This window comes from Patiriisocius hiemis (assembly GCF_031846325.1).
Taxonomy (GTDB): domain Bacteria; phylum Bacteroidota; class Bacteroidia; order Flavobacteriales; family Flavobacteriaceae; genus Patiriisocius_A; species Patiriisocius_A hiemis.
The window spans coordinates 284180-306942 of the sequence record NZ_JAVRHZ010000001.1 but is presented as its reverse complement, the minus strand read 5'-3'; the positions used below and the strand labels follow the sequence as shown (position 1 = coordinate 306942).

Sequence of the window (22763 nt, the reverse complement as noted above, 5' to 3'; positions counted from 1 at the left end):
GAGTCCCGAAACGTCGGGACGACCGAAGAATCTATTAAAGAGATTCTTCACTCCATTTTGTTCCATTTTGAATGACAACCTATTCTTTTTGATTATGGATTGGCTATCGCACCAACTTCTTATACTTGATACGTTTAGGTAGTAAATCACCTCCTAAACGTTTTTTCTTATTTTCTTCATAATCACTAAAGCCACCTTCAAAGAAGTACACTTGACTATCACCTTCAAAAGCTAAGATATGGGTACATATTCTGTCAAGAAACCAACGGTCGTGGCTAATAACCACAGCACATCCTGCAAAGTTTTCTAATCCTTCCTCTAACGCTCGTAATGTATTCACGTCAAGGTCATTAGTAGGCTCATCAAGCAATAATACATTACCTTCTTCTTTAAGTGTCATGGCAAGGTGTAAACGGTTACGTTCTCCACCAGAAAGTAGGGATACCTTTTTGTTTTGTTCACTTCCGCTAAAGTTAAAACGACTTAAATACGCTCTAGAGTTTACTTGACGTCCGCCCATCATGATTAACTCTTGACTATCACTAAAGTTTTCCCATATAGTTTTATTATTATCTATATTAGAGTGTGATTGGTCAACGTAAGCAATCTTTGCGGTTTCTCCTACTTCAAAACTACCTTTGTCGGGAGCTTCTTCTCCCATAATCATTTTAAAAATTGTAGTCTTACCTGCACCATTAGGTCCAATAACGCCAACAATACCTGCTTGTGGTAAAGTGAAATTTAAATCTTCGTATAATAATTTATCACCAAATGCTTTAGAAACCCCTTTAGCTTCAATCACATTAGTCCCTAATCGTGGACCATTAGGAATATAGATTTCTAATTTTTCGTCAAGTTGCTTTTGATCTTGACTCATTAGCTTATCATAATTCTTTAAACGTGCTTTTTGCTTTGTTTGCCTTCCTTTAGCTCCTTGTCGTACCCACTCTAACTCACGTTCTAAAGTTTTTTGACGTTTAGATGCTGTTTTACTTTCTTGCTCCATTCGTTTAGACTTCTGGTCTAACCAAGAAGAATAGTTTCCTTTCCAGGGAATCCCCTCTCCTCTATCCAGTTCTAAAATCCAACCTGCAATGTTATCTAGAAAATATCTATCGTGCGTAACAGCAATAACTGTCCCTTTATATTGCGCTAAATGGTGCTCTAACCAATGTACACTTTCTGCATCCAAGTGGTTAGTAGGCTCATCCAGAAGAAGCACATCAGGTTCTTTAAGTAATAAACGACATAAAGCCACACGACGACGTTCACCACCAGAAAGTACTCCTATTTTTTTATCGGCTTCTGGAGTACGTAAGGCATCCATAGCAATTTCCAATTTGGTATCTAGCTCCCAAGCATTTGCTGCATCAATCTCATCTTGAAGTTCTGCCTGCCTTGCCATTAGCTTTTCCATTTTATCTGGGTCGCTGTAGACTTCTTCTAACCCAAACATGTCATTAATTTTATTGTATTCGTCAAGAATAGCAACCGTTTCGGCAGCACCTTCCTTCACAACTTCCATAACTGTTTTTTCATCATCCAGTTGTGGTTCTTGTTCTAAATAACCAACAGTATATCCGGGAGCAAAAACTACATCTCCTTGATAGTTTTTATCTACCCCAGCTATAATTTTAAGCAAGGTAGATTTACCACTTCCATTAAGACCTAAAATCCCAATTTTAGCTCCATAAAAAAAACTTAGGTATATATTTTTAAGTACTGGAGATTGTGCACTCTGAAAAGTCTTTGTGACTCCAGACATTGAAAAGATTACTTTTTTATCGTCAGACATAATTAATTTTAAGTATTAAGTGTTAGTTGTAGATAATTAAGAATAATTAATGTTCTTATAACTATTTCTAATTTCGTTTTTCAAATTTAAACTCTTCCTTAATTTCAGTTTTACGCAAAGTTTCAAAAAATTGTTGTTACACAACATATCAATTTTTATGAAACAAGCACCCACCGCATGGGTTATTATTCATTAAACATTATTCATTTAAACTCTTCCCTTCAACGCATTAAACACCCATGCGATTGCAAAGAACCCTACTCCTACCGCTGCAAATCCCCATCCAGCAACATCATCATATCTAAACGCTCCAAGTGCAATTAATAGGCATCCAACAAGTATCATTATAAAAGTGGCCCAAGCCAAAACTGTATTTTTATTCATCATTGCGTATATCTTTTATGGCAACTTTTTAAGCTTTAAAATTCTTTAAACTTAAAAACCGGGCTTTACATTATATCACAGAAAAACCAAAGCTTTTCTGTGGATGTCGTTGCAATCCCTGTTGCGTTTATTTCAAATTACAAAAGGAACAAATATCGTGAATTAATCTATTTTTTCGGTATAAATTAGGAGAAGCTTAACCAAGAAAAAAAGGTATGTTTTCGTATTTTTACATAAAAATTCTTTAAACGAGTTCCTTAAAAATTACAATAAATGGATATCAACTTCAACAAAAACGAAGATCATAATAAGTTATTAGTTTCAGAATTAAAAAGAAAACTAGCAAAAGTAAAACTAGGCGGTGGTGAAAAACGCATTGAGAAACACCACGCTAAAGGAAAAATGACCGCTAGAGAACGTATTGATTACTTATTAGATAACAAAAAACCATCTATTGAAATTGGTGCTTTTGCTGGAGAAGGAATGTATGAAGAACACGGAGGTTGCCCAAGTGGAGGTGTTGTTGTAAAGATTGGATATGTGCAAGGAAAACAATGTATTGTAGTAGCAAATGATGCAACTGTAAAAGCTGGGGCTTGGTTTCCTATCACAGGAAAGAAAAACTTACGAGCTCAAGAAATTTCTATAGAGAACAAGCTTCCAATTATTTATCTAGTAGATAGTGCCGGTGTGTATTTACCTATGCAAGATGAAATTTTTCCAGACAAAGAGCATTTTGGGCGCATATTTAGAAATAATGCAGTAATGAGCAGTATGGGAATCACCCAAATTGCTGCTGTTATGGGAAGTTGTGTTGCGGGTGGCGCTTATTTACCTATTATGAGTGATGAAGCACTTATTGTAGATAAAACTGGAAGTATTTTTCTTGCAGGAAGTTATCTAGTAAAAGCTGCAATTGGAGAAAGTATAGACAATGAATCTTTAGGAGGGGCAACTACACATTGTGAAGTTAGTGGTGTAACAGACTATAAAGCTAAAGACGACAAAGATGCCTTAGATACTATTAAAAACATTGTTTCTAAAATTGGAGATTTTGATAAAGCGGGTTACAATCGTATAAAAGCGAGCAAACCAAAAGAAAATCCAGAAGATATTTTTGGAATTTTACCTAAGTCCAGAGCAGACCAATATGATATGCGAGAAATTATTAACCGCCTTGTGGATGATAGTAATTTTGAGGAGTACAAAGAAGGCTATGGACAAACCATTCTTACAGGGTATGCTCGTATAGATGGATGGGCAGTTGGTATTGTTGCGAACCAACGCAAGCTGGTAAAAACAACTAAAGCAAAAACTAAACCAAGCGAAATGCAGTTTGGTGGAGTTATTTATAGTGATAGTGCAGATAAAGCCACTCGTTTTATTGCCAATTGCAATCAAAAAAAGATCCCACTTGTGTTTCTTCAAGATGTAACCGGTTTTATGGTAGGAAGTAAAAGTGAACATGGCGGTATCATTAAAGATGGTGCTAAAATGGTTAATGCAGTAAGCAATAGTGTGGTGCCAAAATTTACTATAGTAATAGGTAACTCTTATGGAGCTGGAAATTATGCTATGTGTGGGAAAGCCTATGACCCAAGATTAATAGTTGCATGGCCAAGTGCAGAGCTTGCTGTAATGAGTGGAAATAGTGCTGCAAAAGTATTACTACAAATTGAAACTGCTTCTTTAAAAAAGCAAGGAAAAGAAATTACTCCAGAGGTAGAAAAAGAATTGTACGACAAGATTAAAGCAAGGTATGATAGACAAATATCACCTTACTATGCTGCCTCAAGAATTTGGACAGATGCGGTTATAAATCCGTTGGATACAAGAACTTGGATAAGTATGGGTATAGAAGCTGCAAACCATGCACCCATTGAAAAACCTTTTAATCTTGGCGTGATACAGGTATAGGTTTAAAAGATTGTATAAGTATTATCTATACTGCACTAACTTATTATAATGATAAACTACTGAGATGTAGAGTGTAAATATGTAGCTTTATATCTTTAAACTAAGAAAATAAAAATAAATAACTATGGATCACAAAAACCAAAATGAAAATCCCAACGGAAAAAATTTTGAAATAAATGATGCTTCAAAATGTCCTTTTTTAAGTGGTAATCAAAATAATGTATCAGGTGGTGGTACTAAAAATAGAGATTGGTGGCCCAACGAATTAAAACTTAATATCTTAAGACAACATGCATCAAAATCACACCCTTATGAAGAGGGTTTTGATTACGCTAAAGAATTTAGCAGTATAGATTATGCAACTCTTAAACAAGAGGTGATAGATTTAATGACAGAATCTCAAGACTGGTGGCCAGCAGATTATGGACACTATGGAGGTTTTATGATACGTATGGCTTGGCATAGTGCTGGAACCTATAGAGTTGGAGATGGACGTGGTGGAGCAGGTACTGGAAATCAACGTTTTGCACCAATTAATAGTTGGCCAGACAATGGAAACTTAGACAAAGCACGCTTGTTGCTATGGCCTATTAAAAAGAAGTATGGACGAAAATTATCATGGGCAGATTTAATGATTCTTGCAGGAAACTGTGCTCTAGAATCTATGGGATTCCCAACTTTTGGTTTTGCTGGAGGTCGTGAAGATATTTGGGAACCAGAACAAGATGTGTATTGGGGAAGTGAAACAGAATGGGGTGCTAATGAAGACCGTTATGATGGTAAAGATTATAGCACAAGAGATTTAGAAGATCCACTTGCAGCAGTAATGATGGGTTGGATATATGTAAATCCAGAAGGCCCAGACGGAAATCCTGACCCTATGGGTTCCGCAAAAGATGTTAGAGAAACCTTTGGACGTATGGCAATGAATGATGAAGAAACGGTTGCTTTAGTAGCAGGAGGACATACATTTGGTAAAGCACATGGAGCAGCTGACCCTAATAAATATGTTGGTGCAGAACCACATGGAGCACCAATAGAAGAAATGAGTATGGGTTGGAAAAACACATACAAAAGTGGAGTGTTAGACGATGTTATAACTAGTGGTATTGAAGGTGCTTGGACACCAAACCCTACAAAGTGGGACGCTGATTATTTTGATGTTCTATTAAATTATGACTGGGAATTAACTAAAAGCCCAGCTGGTGCACACCAATGGACTCCAACTGAAGCATCTAAAGCTAAGATGGCTCCAAAAGCGGGTGATCCAAATGGAACACAAGCTTTAATGATGACTACTGCAGATATTGCACTAAAAACAGATCCAGAATATTTAAAAATTTCTCAAAAATTCCATAAAGATCACAAAGCTTTTGAAGATGCTTTCGCTAGAGCATGGTACAAGTTAACACACCGTGATATGGGACCAATTGATCGTTATCTTGGACCAGAAATTCCGGATGAGGAATTAATATGGCAAGATCCAATTCCAAAAGTGGATTACACATTAAGTGAGGCAGATGTTACCTCTTTAAAGAAAATGATTTTAGCTTCTGGACTATCAATTTCAGAATTGGTTAGGACTGCTTGGGCTTCTGCTTCAACGTATAGAGATTCTGATAAAAGAGGTGGAGCAAATGGAGGTCGCCTACGATTAGAGCCGCAAAGAAGTTGGAAAGTAAACAATCCATCAGAGTTGGATAAAGTTCTTAACGTATATGAAGGTATCCAGAAAGAATTTAGCGGTACAATTTCTATTGCAGACCTTATTGTTTTGGGTGGTGTTGCAGGAATTGAAGAAGCTGCTAAAAATGCAGGACATAATATCTCTGTTCCATTTACAGGAGGAAGAGGTGATGCTACTCAAGAACAAACAGATGTTGAGCAGTTTAATTATCTCAAGCCAGTTGGAGATGGGTTTAGAAATTATGTAAATCCAAATATTGGCGATATAGCTGCTGAAGACTTACTAGTTGATAAAGCAAATTTACTTTCACTTTCAATTCCAGAAATGACAGTACTTGTTGGTGGTATGCGTGTTTTAGGAGCTAATTATGATAGCTCTAAGCACGGAGTATTTACAGATAACGTTGGAAGCTTAACCAATGATTTCTTTAAGAACTTAACGGATATGACTTATACTTGGAGTACAACTTCTAATGACGATACTCTTTTTGAAGGAAAAGATAGAAGAACTGGAGAAGTAGTTTTTACAGGTACTAGAGCCGATTTAATTTTTGGTTCTAATAGTGAATTAAGAGCTGTTTCTGAAGTGTATGCTGCAGATGATGCCCAAGAAAAGTTTGTGAATGACTTTGTCGCCGCTTGGACCAAAGTTATGAATGCAGACCGTTTTGATTTAAAATAATTAAATTAAAACCTAGATATAAAAAAGCAGCTTGAAACCAAGCTGCTTTTTTAGTTACTAGAAAGCCACTCTTTCCTAGTTAATCCATACCAATTGAGCAAAGTATCATCATATATAAATTGCCCTGAAGGTTTTAATCCAATTTTTTGAAGGATTTTATTGGAGCCTATATTGGGTATTTCGGCTGCAGCACAAATTTTATTAAGTTTTAAATCATTAAATCCATGATAAAGTGAAGCAATGGCTGCTTCTGTTCCAATACCTTTTCCCCAATATTCTTCTCTTAACCGGTAACCTATATCATAATAATGAAACTCTTTTCTAAGATCTGTTTCATATTTTAAACCAGCCCAACCTATAAAGTCATTTGTGCTTTTATCAATGATAGCCAGCCTACCAATATCGTATTTTTCGTACTGTTGCTGTATATTAATTATTATATCCTTTGCTTCGGTTAGAATACTTATTGGTTTTTTTCCTAAGTATTCATGTACTCTAGGGTTTGAGTCTAGTTTAAAGATACCTTCAGCATCTGTATCTATAAGTCTTCTTAAAATAAGTCTATTGGTTTCGATATGGATTTTCATAACAAATGGAAATTGAGTTTTTATCTTAGTCTCAATAAACTATAAAGAATTAATATGTTCTTTAGCAGTTTCAAATTCAGAAACCATTTCTCTAACTATTTGGGCAGCAGGCTTTATATCGTGTATTAATCCAGCGATTTGTCCTATTTCCAGTTCTCCATCTTCTAGGTCTCCTTCAAACATACCACGTTTTGCTCGAGCACGCCCTAATAACTCAATAAGTTGTTCTTTGGTTGGGTTAGTCCTGTAGAGCTCCATTACTTCTTCAAAAAACTTATTCTTCAGCATTCTAACAGGGGCCAGTTCTTTTAAGGTTAGCAGAGTATCACCTTCTTTAGCAGTTACTACCATCTTTTTAAAGGCTTGATGTGCAGAGGACTCTTCTGAAGCCACAAAACGACTTCCAACTTGCACCCCATCTGCTCCTAATACCATTGCTGCTAACATTCCTTTTCCGTTGGCAATACCTCCTGCAGCAATTAAAGGAATTTTTAACTGCTCTTTTACCATTGGGATTAGTGTAAAGGTAGTAGTCTCTTCCCTCCCATTGTGTCCTCCAGCTTCAAAGCCTTCGGCAACAACAGCATCAACCCCAGCTTCTTGTGCTTTTAAAGCAAACTTTACACTACTAACCACGTGCACTACAGTAATACCATTATCTTTTAAATGTTGTGTATATGTTTTTGGGTTACCGGCTGAAGTAAAAACAATTTTGACTCCTTCTTCAATTATTATTTCTATAATCTCCTTAAGGTTAGGATACAGCATGGGAACATTAACTCCAAATGGTTTATTAGTAGCTTTTTTGCATTTTACAATATGTTCTCTTAAGACTTCTGGGTACATAGATCCAGCTCCAAGTAATCCAAGTCCACCAGTATTGCTTACTGCGCTTGCTAATCTCCAACCACTATTCCATATCATTCCAGCTTGAATAATAGGGTATTCAATATCAAAAAGTTGCGTTATTTTATTTTGCACTATCGTTTAATTAGTTTGAAACTGTTAGTACTAGTTTCTGTTTTTACAGTTGCAATATACACACCAGAGGTCAAATTAGAAGTGTCAACTTGATTATCATTTCTTGAAACCTTAGTATCAATTATTTTTTTTCCAATCACATTATGAATAGTAAAAATGGCCTGATTTTCATGTTTTGGAAAAGACACATTTACAAATGTGTCAATTGGGTTAGGAAATAACGCAAAATTATTTTTTAATGCTACTTCTTCAACACCAAGTATTTGAAGATTATTATAAGCTTTTTGAAAATTTGGAATTCCGTACCCCATTTGATCTGTTGGGTTTTCAAAAAGGTGTGATGATTCTCTTACTATTTGCATTATTTGCGCATTGGTTGCTTCTTGTCTAGATTCCCATAAACTAGCAATTGCGCCTGCCATGATGGGAGAGCTAAAAGAAGTCCCACTACTTGTGGTTACAAATCCATCTTCGTCAACTACAGCTGCACTTAACCCCTTTGCCATTACATCTGGTTTTATTCTTCCATCTACTGTTGGACCAATAGAACTAAATGATGCATAGTTTCCATCGTTATCTACAGCACCAACGGTCAACATTCCAGGGGAATCACCTGGCGTCCCTACAAAGGTAAACCCTCCACCATCGTTACCAGCAGATGTTACTAACAACATTCCTTTATCAAAAGCATGATTAGCACCCCTGGCTCCTATAGTAGTTTGACCATCAAGATCTTCGTAACTGTGATCATAATTAGGATTGTCATAATCTTGATATCCTAGTGAAGTGTTTACAACATCTACCCCTAAGCTATCTGCTCTTTCTAGAGCTTCTACCCACCAAGCTTCTTCAACTGGATTCTCGGTTGGTGCAAATTCTGTTCTAAATAAATAAAAAGATGCTAGTGGTGCAGTACCTACAAAATCTCCATCCAAAAGACCTGCAATATCACTATAGGTTCTTGCTCCATGTGAGCCAGTTCCATCCACATTGTTTTGTCTTTCGGCAAAATCATAAGTACCTAATAATCTTCCTTCACCATTAATAGCAGCAAAAGCTGGATTGGTTGTTACGTTTGGAAACCCACTATCCATAACAGCGATAATCATCCCATCACCTGCAAAGTCTTGTTCATGTAGATAATCTACTGCTAACATTTCAACTTGATTTGTAGCATCTCCATAATTATAGATAATACGCTCTTGGGTATCGTAAAAATCAAATTTGTTAGTGGTTGTAGTTACTGGAGTGCTGAAATTTAAACTTTTATCCATGTACTCCACACTTTCTACAAATGAGAGGTTTGTTAAATTATCGATATTAGTTTGCGTACCTCTTACATAAATTGCATTCATCCATTTTGATTTCGCGTGAACCGAAATACCTGAGGTGTTTTTAATTTGAGAAATATACGTTTCATTTACAGGAACATCGCGTTCATCGATAGTGGTATTATGCAATTGCTTTCGGTTAATTGCCTCTTGTGTTAAAATAGTAATAGGGTTTGCTATGGCTGCTTCAACATTTTCTTTATCAGTAAAATATACAAGTGCATCTTGTTGGGCATGGGATATACTAATTGAAACTAATAAAAAAAGGAGTAGTAATTTTTTCATAGGTTTTTCTTTTTCAGTATAAAATTACGAAACAACTAACTGAGAAACAATACACTAAAACTTAAATAGTGTTAATGTTTTTTGAAGACAAAGACGAAGGTAAAGGTGAAAACTTTCTTGAATCTAGAATTTGAAATCGCTTTGTAATTTACTAACAAAATCAAGAAATAACACCACTACCCACTAATTCATCTTCAAGATACCAAGCAACAAATTGTCCTTCGGTAATGGCAGATTGTGCATTCTCAAATATCACATACAGCCCTGTTGATGTTTGGTGTAAGGTTGCCTTTTCTAAAGGTTGACGGTATCTAATGCGTGCTAGGACTTCTAAAGTTTCATCTTCTTGCAATTGTAAATCTGGACGTACCCAATGCACTTCCTCTTGTGTTACAAAAAGGCCATGACGATAAAGCCCTGGGTGTTGTTTTCCTTGCCCTGTATAGATAATGTTTTCAGAAACATCTGTGTCAATTACAAAAAGTGGCTCTTTTGTACCTCCTACTGCAAGTCCTTTACGCTGTCCTTTTGTGAAATAGTGTGCTCCTTGATGCTTTCCAACTACAGTACCATCTTGTTTTGAATATTTATTTTTTTCAGAAAGAAATGCCAAACGCTCTTCTTCCGAAGAAAAGTTAGGGATGTTTTTTTGATATCCAGAATAATCTTCTGGAACTTCGATTATAACTCCTTCTTTTGGTGCTAATTGTTGTTGTAAAAACTCAGGTAGGCGAACTTTACCTATAAAACAAAGCCCTTGTGAGTCACGTTTTTCTGCAGTTATTAAGTCTTGGTTAGCTGCAATTTTTCTAACTTCAGATTTTTGAAGCTCCCCTATTGGAAATAAAGTTTTTGACAACTGGGCTTGTGATAATTGACATAAAAAATACGACTGGTCTTTATTATTATCTTTTCCAGATAGTAATTGATAGATTTCCGTACCATCTTTCTCTATAACTCCTTTTCTACAATAGTGCCCGGTAGCTACGTAATCTGCTCCCAAATCCATTGCAATTTTCATAAACACATCAAACTTAATCTCACGGTTACAAAGTACATCTGGATTAGGGGTTCTTCCCATTTCATATTCATGAAACATATAATCTACAATACGTTCCTTATACTCTTCGCTTAAATCTACCGTTTGGAAAGGGATATTTAATTTTTGAGCTACTAGCATGGCATCATTACTGTCTTCTAACCAAGGACACTCGTTAGATATAGTTACTGAGTCATCATGCCAGTTTTTCATAAACAGTCCAATAACCTCATAACCTTGTTCTTTTAAAAGGTATGCAGCTACGCTGGAGTCTACGCCTCCACTTAAACCTACTATGACGCGTTTTTGTTTCATTTGATTGCAAAATTACAAAATAATAAAGCACTAGTTTTCTAGTGCTTTATAAAATTATCTTATGTAATTATCTACTATTACTGTTTCTTTTTAACTGGGATTGGGTACGTTTCTTCAAATTCTACTTTACCATTTTTATAATAACGCCACAATCCATCTTTTTTACCTTGTTTATACTGCCCTTTGATACTTATGTTACCATATCCTTCAAAATATTCAGCCGGTCCATGTAGTTTATCCTCTGCATAGTTAAGACGTTTAAGAAGAATACCTTCTTCAGAGTACACAAGGTTTTCACCGTTTTTAATTCCCTTGTTATAAGTAATTACTTCTGTGATTTGTTTATTTGGGAAATAGGTGGTTTTCTTACCATTTAAAACGTCATCAACATAGTTTTCACGCATCATTACAATATCACTATTTTTATGATAGGTAAGCCACTCTCCTACTCGCTTCTTGCCATCCATTTTACCCTTACTCACCACTTTACCTTTGTTATTATAAAAGGTCACTAGTGCAATATTATCATTTTTAGAAAACTCTTTAGTAACACTAGGCTGATCTTTACATTTTTCACAATAAAATGTAAATGTTCCAACTTCTTTTCCATGGTTAAATTGGCCTGTGTATCGAAGTTGCTTAGTTCCGTCGTAGTATTTTTCCCAAACACCATGACGCTTTCCATTTTCATCAAACTGATTTACTTTATCCTGCGCTAAAAGTGTTGCTGCAGTACTTATTCCGAAGAAAAATAAAAACAAAGTTTTCATTAGTGTTTATTTTTAATTAAAAACGAAGCTAAGTGTTTTTGATTGTATGGTATTTCAATAAAAAGTATTGCAAAAGAGATTCCTGCCTTAGCAGTAATCCTACTTCTTCTTTTTCTGTGCTGCTTTTTGTTGCTCTGCCTGTTCCATCATTTCTGCCATTTTACGCTGAAAACGATTTTGCTTTTTAGGCTTCTTTTTGTTTACTTCAATCTTAGCTTTTATTTTCTCTTCATCAATCACAAACTTCTTGATAACAAGCATAATACCAATAGTAATAAGGTTTGAAGTTAAATAATACACCGATAATCCACTCGCATAATTATTAAAAAATACTAGCATAAATAGTGGAGACAGGTACATTAAAAACTTCATGTTAGGCATTCCAGGTTGCTGTTGTGCCTGCATGCTTTGCCCCATTGTCATCATCATGTAAATAAAGATAGCAATAGATGCCAAAATTGGGAAAAGACTCACATGGTCTCCATAAAAAGGAATATTAAATGGAAGCTCTGCAATAGTATCATAACTTGATAAGTCTTCTGCCCATAAAAAGCTTTTTTGTCTTAAATCGAAAGCTGTAGGAAAAAATGTAAATAAAGCATAGAAAACAGGAATTTGTAATAATGCAGGCAAACAACCCTTTAATGGACTGGCGCCAGCAATATTTTGAAGCTTCATTGTTTCTTGTTGAATCTTCATTTGGTTTCCTTCATGTTTCTTGCGAATGGCATCAAGCTCTGGCTTTAAAACCTTCATTTTTGCCTGTGACAAATATTGTTTGTACTGTACTGGAGATAAGGCCAACTTTATTAAAACCGTAAGTAATATAATTGCTAATCCAGCAGGTAAGAACCCACTTAAAAACCCAAATAATGGAATAATTATATATTTATTAATCATCCCAAAAATCCCCCACCCCAACGGCATAGCTTCATCTAGATTTCTATCATATTTTTTAAATAATTTATAGTCAGTTGGTCCATAGTACATATTCATATCATATGCCAATCCTCCACCCTTAGGTTCTAAAAGCATTTTTGCTCCATATTTCTTAGTATAGACTGTATCTATTGCTTCATCTTCCACCAAGTCTGTTGAAGTAAATGAAACTTCTTTAAATGGAGTATCTGTTAATAACATAGAACTAAAGAAATGCTGACGGAAGTTCATCCAATCTACATTTTTTTCTACCTCATCATCTTCACCCGTAGCAGAAAGTTTACTAAAGTCTTCGTCTTCATGCTCATACGTTAACCGCGTATAACGGTTCTCGTACATAATACTTTTTGCATGGCGATAGCCTTTTAAATTCCAATCTAAGTATATTGGTTGCGAAGTGTTCATAACACCTTCTAACCCTTGCGATTTAATGCTGAAATCTAGCATATATTCGCCAGGAGAAACCTCATAACGATACTCAACATAAGCAGTAGGAGATGTTTTTAAGCGCATAGTTAATACGTTATTATCTCCATTTTTTGTTAAAGAAGGTTCAAAATAAAGTTCTTCAGAATTTAATAATCTGTTTTCTGAAGTAAACTGAAGATTGAAAGAAGCATTCCCATCTTTAATAAGATATACAGGCTCTCCTGTATAGGTTGTATGGTTTTTTAGTTTTGCTTCTGAAATATATCCTCCTTTATTACTAACTGTAAGTGAAACTACATCATTTTCTAAAACAGTAGTTGCATCGGTTGCCGAAGGTAGTGTGCTTGAGTATGAAAAAGAACCTAATCTATTTTTAAGACCTTCAAGTGCTAAAGAATCGTTTGGGTTTGTATTAGCAAGCTCTGTAGTAGCTTCTGTCAGGGTAACATCTTTACTGTCTGCTCCTTGTTCTACTTCCTTTTCTTTCTCCTTAGCAGCTGCTTCAGTTTTTGCTTTTTCTGCTTGAATTTCTTCTTCTGAAGGCTTATTTAGATATAACATCCAAATTAAAATTCCTCCAATTAATAAAAACCCGATTAATGAGTTTAAGTCAAACTTTTTTTGTTCCATATATTTTGATTCGGATTTTTTTTCTCCGAAGTAATTTATTAATTAGTCTTAAGCAACAATCTCGCCTTGCAAATGCAATACGCCAAATTGTCTTATTTATTTTGAAGCATGCTCTTGTGCTGCTTTTACAAAAGCCACAAATAATGGATGTGGATTTGCTACCGTACTTTTATACTCTGGATGATATTGCACTCCTACAAACCAAGGGTGTGTAGGGATTTCAATAATTTCTACTAACCCAGTTTTAGGGTTTATTCCTGTAGCGATTAGTCCAGCCTTTTCAAGTTGTTCTTTATATTCATTATTATACTCGTAGCGGTGTCTGTGGCGTTCTTCGATGTTTTTATTTTTGTACACTTCGTAAACAATACTATTTTCACTTAACTCACACGCCCATGCGCCTAAACGCATAGTTCCACCCATATCTGTAATACTCTTTTGTTCTTCCATTAGCCCAATTACAGGGTTTTGAGTATCTGCATTCATCTCCGTTGAGTTTGCGTCTTTTAATCCTAGAACATTTCGGCTGTATTCTATAACAGCCATTTGCATACCTAGACAAATACCCAAAAATGGAATCTTGTTTTCTCTTGCATATTGTATTGCGTCTATTTTACCTTCAATACCACGTTCTCCAAAACCTGGAGCAACCAAGATACCATCAAGTTTGGTAAACTTATTTTTAATAGTCTTTTCGTTGATATATTCACTATGAATAGACTCCACGTGTACTTTTACTTCATTCTCTGCACCAGCGTGAATAAAAGCCTCTAAAATAGATTTGTAACTATCTTGGAGTTCAACATATTTTCCTATTAACCCAATAGTAACTTCACTTTTTGGGTTTTTATGTCGATTTAAAAACTGATTCCATCGTTCTAAGTTAGGCTCAGATGCATCAGAAAGTTTTAATTTTTCTAATGTTACCTTATCTAGTCCTTCCTCTAACATCATATTAGGGACATCGTAAATAGTAGAAGCATCAATAGACTGTATCACAGCTTCTTTCTTTACATTACAGAATAATGCAAGTTTTACTTTTAAATCTTCACTTAACTCATGTTCGGTTCTACAAACTAAAACATCAGCTTTAATTCCGCTTTCCATTAATGTCTTAACAGAGTGTTGTGTGGGCTTTGTCTTTAATTCACCTGCCGCAGATAAGTAAGGTATTAATGTTAAGTGAATTACAAGTGCATTGTCATCGCCTAATTCCCATTTTAATTGACGTACAGCTTCTATGTAAGGTAACGATTCAATATCTCCTACAGTTCCTCCAATTTCAGTAATAACAATATCGTAATCACCACTATTCCCGAGGATTTGGATTCGTTCTTTAATTTCATTGGTAATATGAGGTACTACTTGAACTGTTTTGCCAAGAAATTCACCACGACGTTCTTTATCTATTACACTTTGGTAAATACGTCCTGTAGTAACATTATTAGCTTGTGAAGTATTGACATTTAGAAAACGTTCATAATGGCCTAGGTCAAGATCGGTTTCTGCTCCGTCATCGGTTACATAACATTCACCATGCTCATAAGGGTTAAGTGTTCCCGGATCTACGTTAATGTATGGATCTAACTTTTGAATGGTCACTCGGTATCCTCTAGCTTGCAATAACTTAGCGAGAGAGGCCGCGATAATTCCTTTTCCTAAAGATGATGAAACCCCGCCCGTAACGAAGATGTATTTTGTAGTACTCATGAGTGACTTTGCTTTGTTAGCTATACGGGATGCAAAGTTAGGGATTTATTACCAATGGCAATACATAAAATTATAAAAGTCGTTTAAGAAGAGTCTCTTTTTAAAATGATAATTCTTTATTATTTCTATTTTGGCTAATGTATTTTATTGTCATTACAATCCCAGCTACAAGACCACTACCAAAATAAAGCACAAAAGCTAGTATAGTTTGCCACTTTTTTGAAGAGATTGATTCTAGTTTTACTACATCAGATAGTAATGCTAAAAACATATAACAAAAAATGAGAGAAAAGATAACTCCTAGTGCAATACCTGTTCCTTGTTTCTTGTAAATGAGCTGCAAAACTACTATTGTAATTAATACAATAGCAATATAATTAATGGCTAGCCCAGCACTTATCCAATAAAATAATGTAGATAAAATTAAAAATAGTTCAGGGAAAATTTTTAAAATTTTCTTTAAGGCTTTCATAGAGTTAATTTAAAAATAGATGTGAAAGTATATATTTGGTTGCTTATTGTATTAATGGTTTTATAAGATGTTCTAGACCATTAATTTTTATTTCATACATTTCTTGCATAAGTCTACCTAGCTTACCGTCGGGAAATCCTTTTTGTTTAAACCATATGTAATAAGCCTCTGGCAGGTTTACAAGGTATTGATCTTTATATTTCCCAAAGGGCATTTTATAATTGGCAAGTTCTACAAGGTGTGCTTTGTTGTTAGGTTTCATTGAGAATGGTTTATTGATTTTCATTTTCTTTGCTTGTCCAAAGAAAATGAAACAAAAGAAAAGACACCTTTTACTCATTCATTAATAAAATACAAATAAAGTATTCGTGAATCTTCGATTTCTGAGGAATTTTTCAGCAAAGCTAAAAACCAATCAATAAACTCTGCGTCGTTCCAATTTTGGAACTCCTGAATCTCAGAGTTTATCTCTCTATTCTGCTGAAAAGGAGTTCAAAGCTTCGCTTTGATATAAATATTATGTCTTTAATTACTAATAAATTTATACTCTATACTATTTCCAATATTCATGTTTTTTTAATTTTTGAGCAATAAACAAGCGCCATTGGAATTCTTTTTCAGCAAGTTTAGAATGTTCTGTTTCCTTGTCGTATTTATGTTGGGTTTGCTGCCTTTGTTTTTCGTTTTCAGAATAAATTGCCTCTAACTCCAATTTAATATTTTTGGTAAATGTAGCTTCTTCTATCTTCTGCCTGAGTTTTCTAGCATATAACTCTGAAATATCAAAGTGCGTTTGTTCGTGTTGTAAGATGTAGTCTGTAACAATTCCGCTACGGTACCAAGAAAGTTCTGGATAAAAATTACTTTGCACACTATACTCTAAAATTATATCGCCATTTCTAGTCGAGTAACTATAAGAGAATGAGATACCAGAATTGGTGCTTGCAACATACTCTGGACTACCGGATGGACGCCCTCTAAAATCATCCCAAGTTAACTTCCGGTCTTCTCTCCATCGCATTTTAATATTGTCATTAGGAGCTGGTAATGCATAGAGCAAACAAAATAATACTACCAAAAACTTCATGGTAATAATAACGGAAAATAGTTAGGTTTATTTTTTACTCCTCTCTTAAGAGTTGAATGAAAAAGATTACCCCCAATTAAAAGTAATTTCCTTTTCAATATCTGGATGTAAGCTATGATGCACAGGACATGAGTTAGCAGTATTCTCAAGAATTTTCTGAATTTTTGCATCAATCCCAATTGGCAAAGAAAGTACAATTTCAATTTTTGAAATTCTACGGGGGTTTGAAGCCATAGTTTTAGTTACTTCTGCAGTACTACCATCTAATACTACATCCATACTATTTGCTTTAATACCCATTACCGTTAGCATACAATTTGCTAATCCAGTTGCAACCGTATCTGTAGGAGAAAAAGCTTCTCCTTTTCCATTGTTATCTGTAGGGGCATCTGTAAAATAGGTATTTCCAGATTTAAGATGTTCGTTTTCCGTTCGGAGGTTTCCTAAGTAAGTGACTTTTGAGGTGCTCATTATTTTACTACTTCAAATTGTAAGTCGTTAGTATATTTAAGTATATACAATGCATTGTTTTGATAGCCAGAAAATAACTTTTTACTATACATAAACTTATTTTCTATATACTCTGTTTCATATTCGTTGTTAGAAGCGTCATAAACATCATCTGCTGATGCTAATCGAAGTAAAACATCATACATAATATCAAAACCACGAACTGCATACTTGTTTGGTAGCACTCCATATTTATTTTTATAACTCACCAAAAATGGTGTTTTATCTTTATAATTATAACTCTTATTTACTGAAGGAAATGTGAAGTTTAATTTTGCTAAATGAAGGTTTGAAACATCGTGATAGTCATAAGAATCGTTTTTATCTAAAGTTAATAACCTAACCTTATAACGACTAGGCAAACCATTAAGTAAAGCAACCACATTACTTACTAAAACTGGATTTGTTGCTTCTAGCAATATCCAATTTTCACCTAGTTTATCTAGCTTGTTCTCTATATCTGCAACATACAAGAAAGAGTCTTTTCGTAAAGAAACTGTTTTAGTGTTTGGTAATGCAGAAAGTATTCGTTGTTTTTGAGTATTCCTTGTGGCATCTGTGATAAGCAATACGTTTTTACCAACAGTATTTTCGGTAATAAAATTCATCATTTTATCCTCAAGCATTGCATCTGTAGGCAAAGTTTGAAATAAATTTGATGTCATTTTAATATTCTTATTACTCAATGGAGAAAACACAGGAACATCTTTACTTTTTACTTTCGAAGCAACTTGTACTACATTTTTACTAAGTAAAGGCCCAACAATTGCATGGGTTTCTTCAAAATTATTTTGCGATAATATGCTAGAAACCTTACTAGTACTTCCCTGTGTATCATAGATGTCTAATTCTACTGAAATACCTTTATCTTTCGCAAACTCCGCAGCCATTAAAACACCACTATAAAAATCTAGCGCAATGCGTATAGTGTTATTCTTTTTTAAGAGCTCTTCATTTGAGGAAATAGAATCTGATGCTTTTTGTAACTGAAAAGGAAGCATCACAGCCACTTTTCTTCGTATTCTATTAGAGATAGCATTCTCTAGATTTACTTTAGTAACTTGATCTGTACTAACGTTTCCTCCCTTCGGAATTTTTAAAATCATTCCTTCTTTTAAACCATCTTTTGCATACGGATTCAATAGAACAATTTCTTCTTCAGTAAGACCTAATTTTACTTTTAACCTAAAAAAGCCCTCTTTGGGTTGGACTTCATAAAAATTATAGTTCTCGTCATCTATAGTAGCTGTTTCAGTAACTGAAGTATCTGGAACATTTAAAGTGGCTCCTATTTGAACACTTTCACCTAATCCAGGGTTTAGTGCTTGTAGTTCTGGAATTGTAATACCGTACTTTCTAGCAATCCCATATACCGTTTCTTTAGGCTGAACGGTATGTGTAGATTTTTTAGGGTCTTCTGTAGTTGTTGTACTACCAGTATTTGAGGTATTAGAGGATGCTCCACCAAAAATAGGGATTTGGATTTTTTCCCCTTTTTTAAGCTGTCTGGAGTACAACTCTTTATTGTATTTTTTTAAATCGTCTTGACTTACGTTATACAATTGTGAGATACTGTAAAGCGTTTCTCTTCGTTTTACACGATGCCTTTTAAAGCTCGTAGGAGTATTTTCAGAATTTGAAATAGTACCAATGTTGGATGGCAAAATAAGTATGCTACCTGTTTGCACTCCTTTTTTAGCGTCTGGATTCAGCTTATAAATCTCAGCTTCAGTAAGATTATACTTTTTTGAAATACTATAAACGGTTTCACCTTGAGCAACCGTATGACTTTTATATTGCTGTTGTGCAATAGAACCACAACTAGTATTTACTATAAGTAAGGTAAGTATGCAAAAAATGTATTTCACGTGAGGTTTGTTTTACTTGTACAATGTAAACTTTTTTATCTTAAAATTAAACTAAATTTATTCCCACTCAATCGTTGCAGGAGGTTTTGAGCTTATATCGTACACTACTCTATTAACGCCTTTAACTCTATTTATTATATGATTACTGGTTTCTTGTAAAAATTCGTAAGGTAAGTTTACCCAATCTGCCGTCATTCCATCGGTAGACTCTACTGCACGTAAAGCAACTACTTTTTCGTAGGTGCGCTCATCTCCCATCACTCCTACACTATTTACTGGAAGCAATATAGCTCCTGCTTGCCAAACTTTATCGTATAAATTCCATTTTCTAAGTCCGTCAATAAAAATAGCATCTACTTCTTGTAAAATTCTAACTTTTTCTGCAGTAATATCTCCAAGAATTCTAATTGCCAATCCAGGACCTGGAAACGGATGTCTTCCTAACAACTTAGAATCAATTCCCATTTCTGCACCAACACGACGTACTTCGTCTTTAAATAGCATTCGTAATGGCTCTACAACCTTTAATTTCATAAAATCTGGAAGTCCACCAACATTGTGATGTGACTTTATAGTTACAGAAGGTCCATTAACAGATACACTTTCAATCACATCTGGGTAAATAGTACCTTGTGCTAAATATGTTACATCTTTAATGCTCGTTGCCTCATCATCAAAAACTTCAATAAAAACACGACCAATTGCCTTGCGTTTTGCTTCGGGATCACTTTCTCCTTTGAGTGCGTCCAAAAAGCGTAATGATGCATCTACCCCTTTTACATTAAGCCCCATATCTTTATACTGAAGCAATACATCGCTAAATTCATTTTTACGTAGCAATCCATTATTTACAAAAATGCAATACAGGTTTTTACCTATTGCTTTGTGTAATAAAATAGCAGCAACAGTAGAGTCTACACCTCCACTCAAACCTAGTACTACCTTATCATTTCCAATTTTTTTCTTTAATTCTGAAACAGTAGTATCTACAAATGCTGCAGGTGTCCAAGACTGTGCTACTCCTGCAATGTCAACTAAAAAATTTTGTAATAATTGTTTTCCATCTTTTGTGTGATACACTTCAGGGTGGAATTGAATAGCGTAGGTTTCTTCATCTTCAATTCTATAAGCTGCATTTGCAACATCATCTGTGCTAGCCAAACGCACTCCTTTTTCTGGTAAAGTAGCTATAGTGTCGCTATGGCTCATCCATACCTGTGTATCTTCTTTTATGCCTGCAAACAAATCGTCATGACTCAATATGGTGGTTAGCTTAGCGCGACCATACTCACGGATGTCTGATGGTGCCACACTACCCCCATTAAAATGAGCTAGATACTGAGCGCCGTAACAAACCGCTAATAACGGTTTGTGACCTTTAATTTGTGAAAGGTCAGGATGCGGCGCATCCTCGGCGCGCACCGAAAAAGGGCTCCCCGATAAAATAACGGCTTTAAAACTCGATAAATCTTGTGGTACTTTATGATATGGGTGGATCTCGCAGTAAATATTTAATTCTCTTACACGTCTAGCAATTAGCTGCGTGTACTGCGATCCAAAATCTAGAATGAGGACGTTGTTTTGCATAGGCAAAAATAAGGATACATTTTTAATCTGAAATGATGCAAGTAAGTTTTTTATAGAAAAAACAGGTTAAAAAACGGTAGTACAATTAATCATTTCTAACTACCTTAGAAGCAACTAACTAAATTAAAATTATGGCAACGTTTATTGCAGACGACTTTGTTTCTGTTTACAGAAAAAATGCACAAGGAAAAAATAAAAAAAGTGATATCCTCATATTTGGAGATCCTGTTGAAATTGTAGAGTATAATTCTCAAAAAAGAGAAACAAAGGTTAAAGTTCTTAATAGATACTTTAGCCCCTACGAAGGATACGTAAAAGGCAAGCCAAAGACTATGAGTAAGGGAACCTTAAAAATGTCTATGGTAGATGTGCAACAAGGAGATGGCATGGTGCTCCAAACCCCTGAGGACAAAATTATTATTATAGATGGAGGACATAATAAGTTATTTCCACGCCACTTTACCGCTCGGTTTAAATATAAAAGATCACATAAGAACAACCCTATCCCTGTTGATGCTATTATAGTTACCCATGGAGATGCCGACCATTTTGATGGCTTAAATGAATTTAAAAAGGCAGAAGTCCATAGAACTAAACGCGTTGCTATACAGCCCAAAAGGATACTTCACAACGGACTCGTAAAAAGGCCTAGTTCTATTGATGAGGAAGAACGGCTAGGCAAAACAGCAGTTCATAACAGCAAACTCTTTATTACAGATTTAGTTAACGACCCTAGAGAAGTACCCAAATCACAGCAAAACGTAAAATTTAAGTCTTGGACCAAAACCATAGACCATTGGGAAACCAGAGCACCTATTGATTTTAGACGAGTGAATTATGGTATGGATGAAACACAAGTATTTGATTTTTTACACGATGAAGGCATAAAAATAGATTTACATGGTCCTTTTACTGAAAAAGTACAAGAAAACGGACAAGAAGTAGAAGCCCTCCCCTTTTTGCACAAACATGCACCCGACCCAGAGGCCGAAACTCATGAAGCCGATGTAAGCTCGCACAAGTATTCTGCATCTCACACTATAAACGGACATTCTATTGCTTTTAGATTAAGCTATGGCAATGTGCGGATAAATTTTACAGGTGATTTAAACGAAGAGTCCATGCAGGTGCTAGATAAAAAACTGGATGATAGATTATTGAAAGCTGAAATACTAAAAGCACCCCACCACGGCTCACACGAGTTTGACTTTAAAACCTTAAAAAAAATGGAGCCTATTGTTTCTCTTATCTCATCTGGAGACGATAGTGAGTTTTGGGAATATATGCATCCAAGAGCCACTTTACTTAATGCTTTAGGAAAAGTATCTCGAGAAGACCAAGGAATTATATTTTCTACAGAGTTAGCCGCTTTTTTTAAATACAAAGACGTAAGCTTTACACAAAAAGACCTAAACGCCTTCTTTAAAAACCACACTAAAGATACTTTTACAAGAGCGCAACTTACCAAATTATTTTCAAGCAGAAATACTGACAAAGAGCTTAAAAAAATTGATTTTTATGGTTTTGATAGAACTAACTTTGGACTCATAGAACTTCGAACCGATGGTGAGCGTGTGGTTGTTTTTACACATAGCGGAAAGCCTTGGGTAAAAGAAGCTTATGCCTTTACTGTAAAAATGAAAAACGGGAAACGAGTTATTTCTTTTGAAGATATTAAAACGAGGTAGTAGTTAAAAATATACTATTATTTAATAAGCAGCTAATTATTAATATTTTACACACAACAGAGTTGTATGAT

18 protein-coding genes are annotated in these 22763 nt (G+C 35.0%); 3 read left to right on the top strand and 15 right to left on the bottom strand.

Translation table 11 applies throughout. The features are described from left to right. Positions 1 to 103: 103 nt before the first annotated feature. Entirely contained in the window at positions 104 to 1795 is a 1692-nt protein-coding gene (ettA, locus tag RM538_RS01405; protein ID WP_311331603.1) for an energy-dependent translational throttle protein EttA, read from the bottom strand. A 207-nt stretch (positions 1796 to 2002) separates the two neighbouring features. Then, positions 2003 to 2179: a CAL67264 family membrane protein gene (locus tag RM538_RS01400; RefSeq protein WP_311332152.1), complete on the bottom strand. Its 177-nt coding sequence runs from the start codon at positions 2177 to 2179 to the stop codon at positions 2003 to 2005. Positions 2180 to 2452: 273 nt separating this feature from the next. Here RM538_RS01400 and RM538_RS01395 point away from each other — a divergent pair, with 273 nt between their 5' ends. Both RM538_RS01395 and katG read left to right on the top strand, forming a co-directional pair. Further along, entirely contained in the window at positions 2453 to 4096 is a 1644-nt protein-coding gene (locus RM538_RS01395; protein WP_311331602.1) for an acyl-CoA carboxylase subunit beta, read from the top strand. A 124-nt stretch (positions 4097 to 4220) separates the two neighbouring features. Further along, entirely contained in the window at positions 4221 to 6464 is a 2244-nt protein-coding gene (gene katG / locus RM538_RS01390) for a catalase/peroxidase HPI (protein WP_311331601.1), read from the top strand. Between the two features lie 50 nt (positions 6465 to 6514). Here katG and RM538_RS01385 read toward each other — a convergent pair whose 3' ends face one another. From RM538_RS01385 to guaA, 13 genes are all read right to left on the bottom strand, one after another. Beyond that, positions 6515 to 7051 (bottom strand): GNAT family N-acetyltransferase, encoded by a 537-nt coding sequence (locus RM538_RS01385; RefSeq protein ID WP_311331600.1) that lies wholly within the window; start codon positions 7049 to 7051, stop codon positions 6515 to 6517. A gap of 39 nt (positions 7052 to 7090) precedes the next feature. Then, positions 7091 to 8032 (bottom strand): NAD(P)H-dependent flavin oxidoreductase, encoded by a 942-nt coding sequence (locus RM538_RS01380; RefSeq protein WP_311331599.1) that lies wholly within the window; start codon positions 8030 to 8032, stop codon positions 7091 to 7093. Further along, complete coding sequence (locus tag RM538_RS01375; protein WP_311331598.1) at positions 8032 to 9648, bottom strand: S8 family peptidase; 1617 nt, start codon at positions 9646 to 9648, stop codon at positions 8032 to 8034. Before RM538_RS01375 ends, RM538_RS01380 begins: the two co-directional genes overlap by 1 nt. 160 nt (positions 9649 to 9808) lie before the next feature. After that, on the bottom strand, positions 9809 to 11002 hold the full coding sequence (gene mnmA / locus RM538_RS01370; RefSeq protein WP_311331597.1) for a tRNA 2-thiouridine(34) synthase MnmA: 1194 nt from the start codon (positions 11000 to 11002) through the stop codon (positions 9809 to 9811). Positions 11003 to 11079: 77 nt separating this feature from the next. Further along, on the bottom strand, positions 11080 to 11772 hold the full coding sequence (locus RM538_RS01365; protein ID WP_311331596.1) for a toxin-antitoxin system YwqK family antitoxin: 693 nt from the start codon (positions 11770 to 11772) through the stop codon (positions 11080 to 11082). A gap of 99 nt (positions 11773 to 11871) precedes the next feature. Further along, on the bottom strand, positions 11872 to 13770 hold the full coding sequence (yidC, locus tag RM538_RS01360) for a membrane protein insertase YidC (protein ID WP_311331595.1): 1899 nt from the start codon (positions 13768 to 13770) through the stop codon (positions 11872 to 11874). Positions 13771 to 13866: 96 nt separating this feature from the next. After that, entirely contained in the window at positions 13867 to 15480 is a 1614-nt protein-coding gene (gene pyrG, locus RM538_RS01355) for a CTP synthase (RefSeq protein ID WP_311331594.1), read from the bottom strand. A gap of 100 nt (positions 15481 to 15580) precedes the next feature. Then, on the bottom strand, positions 15581 to 15952 hold the full coding sequence (locus tag RM538_RS01350) for a hypothetical protein (RefSeq protein ID WP_311331593.1): 372 nt from the start codon (positions 15950 to 15952) through the stop codon (positions 15581 to 15583). 43 nt (positions 15953 to 15995) lie between these two features. Continuing rightward, entirely contained in the window at positions 15996 to 16238 is a 243-nt protein-coding gene (locus RM538_RS01345; RefSeq protein WP_311331592.1) for a DUF3820 family protein, read from the bottom strand. 267 nt (positions 16239 to 16505) lie between these two features. Next, the gene (locus RM538_RS01340; RefSeq protein WP_311331591.1) at positions 16506 to 17039 is read right to left on the bottom strand and encodes a DUF922 domain-containing protein; all 534 of its coding nucleotides are present in this window, start codon (positions 17037 to 17039) and stop codon (positions 16506 to 16508) included. Positions 17040 to 17105: 66 nt separating this feature from the next. Further along, positions 17106 to 17510, bottom strand: a complete 405-nt coding sequence (locus RM538_RS01335) for an OsmC family protein (protein ID WP_311331590.1) — start codon at positions 17508 to 17510, stop codon at positions 17106 to 17108. Further along, entirely contained in the window at positions 17510 to 19417 is a 1908-nt protein-coding gene (locus RM538_RS01330; RefSeq protein WP_311331589.1) for a LysM peptidoglycan-binding domain-containing protein, read from the bottom strand. The genes RM538_RS01335 and RM538_RS01330 overlap by 1 nt, the downstream gene beginning before the upstream one ends. 57 nt (positions 19418 to 19474) lie before the next feature. After that, positions 19475 to 21004, bottom strand: coding sequence for a glutamine-hydrolyzing GMP synthase (guaA, locus tag RM538_RS01325; protein ID WP_311331588.1), 1530 nt, complete (start codon positions 21002 to 21004; stop codon positions 19475 to 19477). 131 nt (positions 21005 to 21135) lie between these two features. On the opposite strand from guaA, the gene RM538_RS01320 reads away from it, so the two are divergent. After that, positions 21136 to 22692 (top strand): ComEC/Rec2 family competence protein, encoded by a 1557-nt coding sequence (locus RM538_RS01320; protein WP_311331587.1) that lies wholly within the window; start codon positions 21136 to 21138, stop codon positions 22690 to 22692. Positions 22693 to 22763: the final 71 nt, after the last annotated feature.

Bases quoted from the DNA above. Each gene is read 5' to 3' on its own strand.
- ettA (WP_311331603.1), bottom strand. From the start codon at position 1,795: ATGTCTGACGATAAAAAAGTAATCTTTTCAATGTCTGGAGTCACAAAG.
- RM538_RS01400 (WP_311332152.1), bottom strand. From the start codon at position 2,179: ATGAATAAAAATACAGTTTTGGCTTGGGCCACTTTTATAATGATACTT.
- RM538_RS01395 (WP_311331602.1), top strand. From the start codon at position 2,453: ATGGATATCAACTTCAACAAAAACGAAGATCATAATAAGTTATTAGTT.
- katG (WP_311331601.1), top strand. From the start codon at position 4,221: ATGGATCACAAAAACCAAAATGAAAATCCCAACGGAAAAAATTTTGAA.
- RM538_RS01385 (WP_311331600.1), bottom strand. From the start codon at position 7,051: ATGAAAATCCATATCGAAACCAATAGACTTATTTTAAGAAGACTTATA.
- RM538_RS01375 (WP_311331598.1), bottom strand. From the start codon at position 9,648: ATGAAAAAATTACTACTCCTTTTTTTATTAGTTTCAATTAGTATATCC.
- mnmA (WP_311331597.1), bottom strand. From the start codon at position 11,002: ATGAAACAAAAACGCGTCATAGTAGGTTTAAGTGGAGGCGTAGACTCC.
- RM538_RS01365 (WP_311331596.1), bottom strand. From the start codon at position 11,772: ATGAAAACTTTGTTTTTATTTTTCTTCGGAATAAGTACTGCAGCAACA.
- yidC (WP_311331595.1), bottom strand. From the start codon at position 13,770: ATGGAACAAAAAAAGTTTGACTTAAACTCATTAATCGGGTTTTTATTA.
- pyrG (WP_311331594.1), bottom strand. From the start codon at position 15,480: ATGAGTACTACAAAATACATCTTCGTTACGGGCGGGGTTTCATCATCT.
- RM538_RS01350 (WP_311331593.1), bottom strand. From the start codon at position 15,952: ATGAAAGCCTTAAAGAAAATTTTAAAAATTTTCCCTGAACTATTTTTA.
- RM538_RS01345 (WP_311331592.1), bottom strand. From the start codon at position 16,238: ATGAAAATCAATAAACCATTCTCAATGAAACCTAACAACAAAGCACAC.
- RM538_RS01340 (WP_311331591.1), bottom strand. From the start codon at position 17,039: ATGAAGTTTTTGGTAGTATTATTTTGTTTGCTCTATGCATTACCAGCT.
- RM538_RS01335 (WP_311331590.1), bottom strand. From the start codon at position 17,510: ATGAGCACCTCAAAAGTCACTTACTTAGGAAACCTCCGAACGGAAAAC.
- guaA (WP_311331588.1), bottom strand. From the start codon at position 21,004: ATGCAAAACAACGTCCTCATTCTAGATTTTGGATCGCAGTACACGCAG.
- RM538_RS01320 (WP_311331587.1), top strand. From the start codon at position 21,136: ATGGCAACGTTTATTGCAGACGACTTTGTTTCTGTTTACAGAAAAAAT.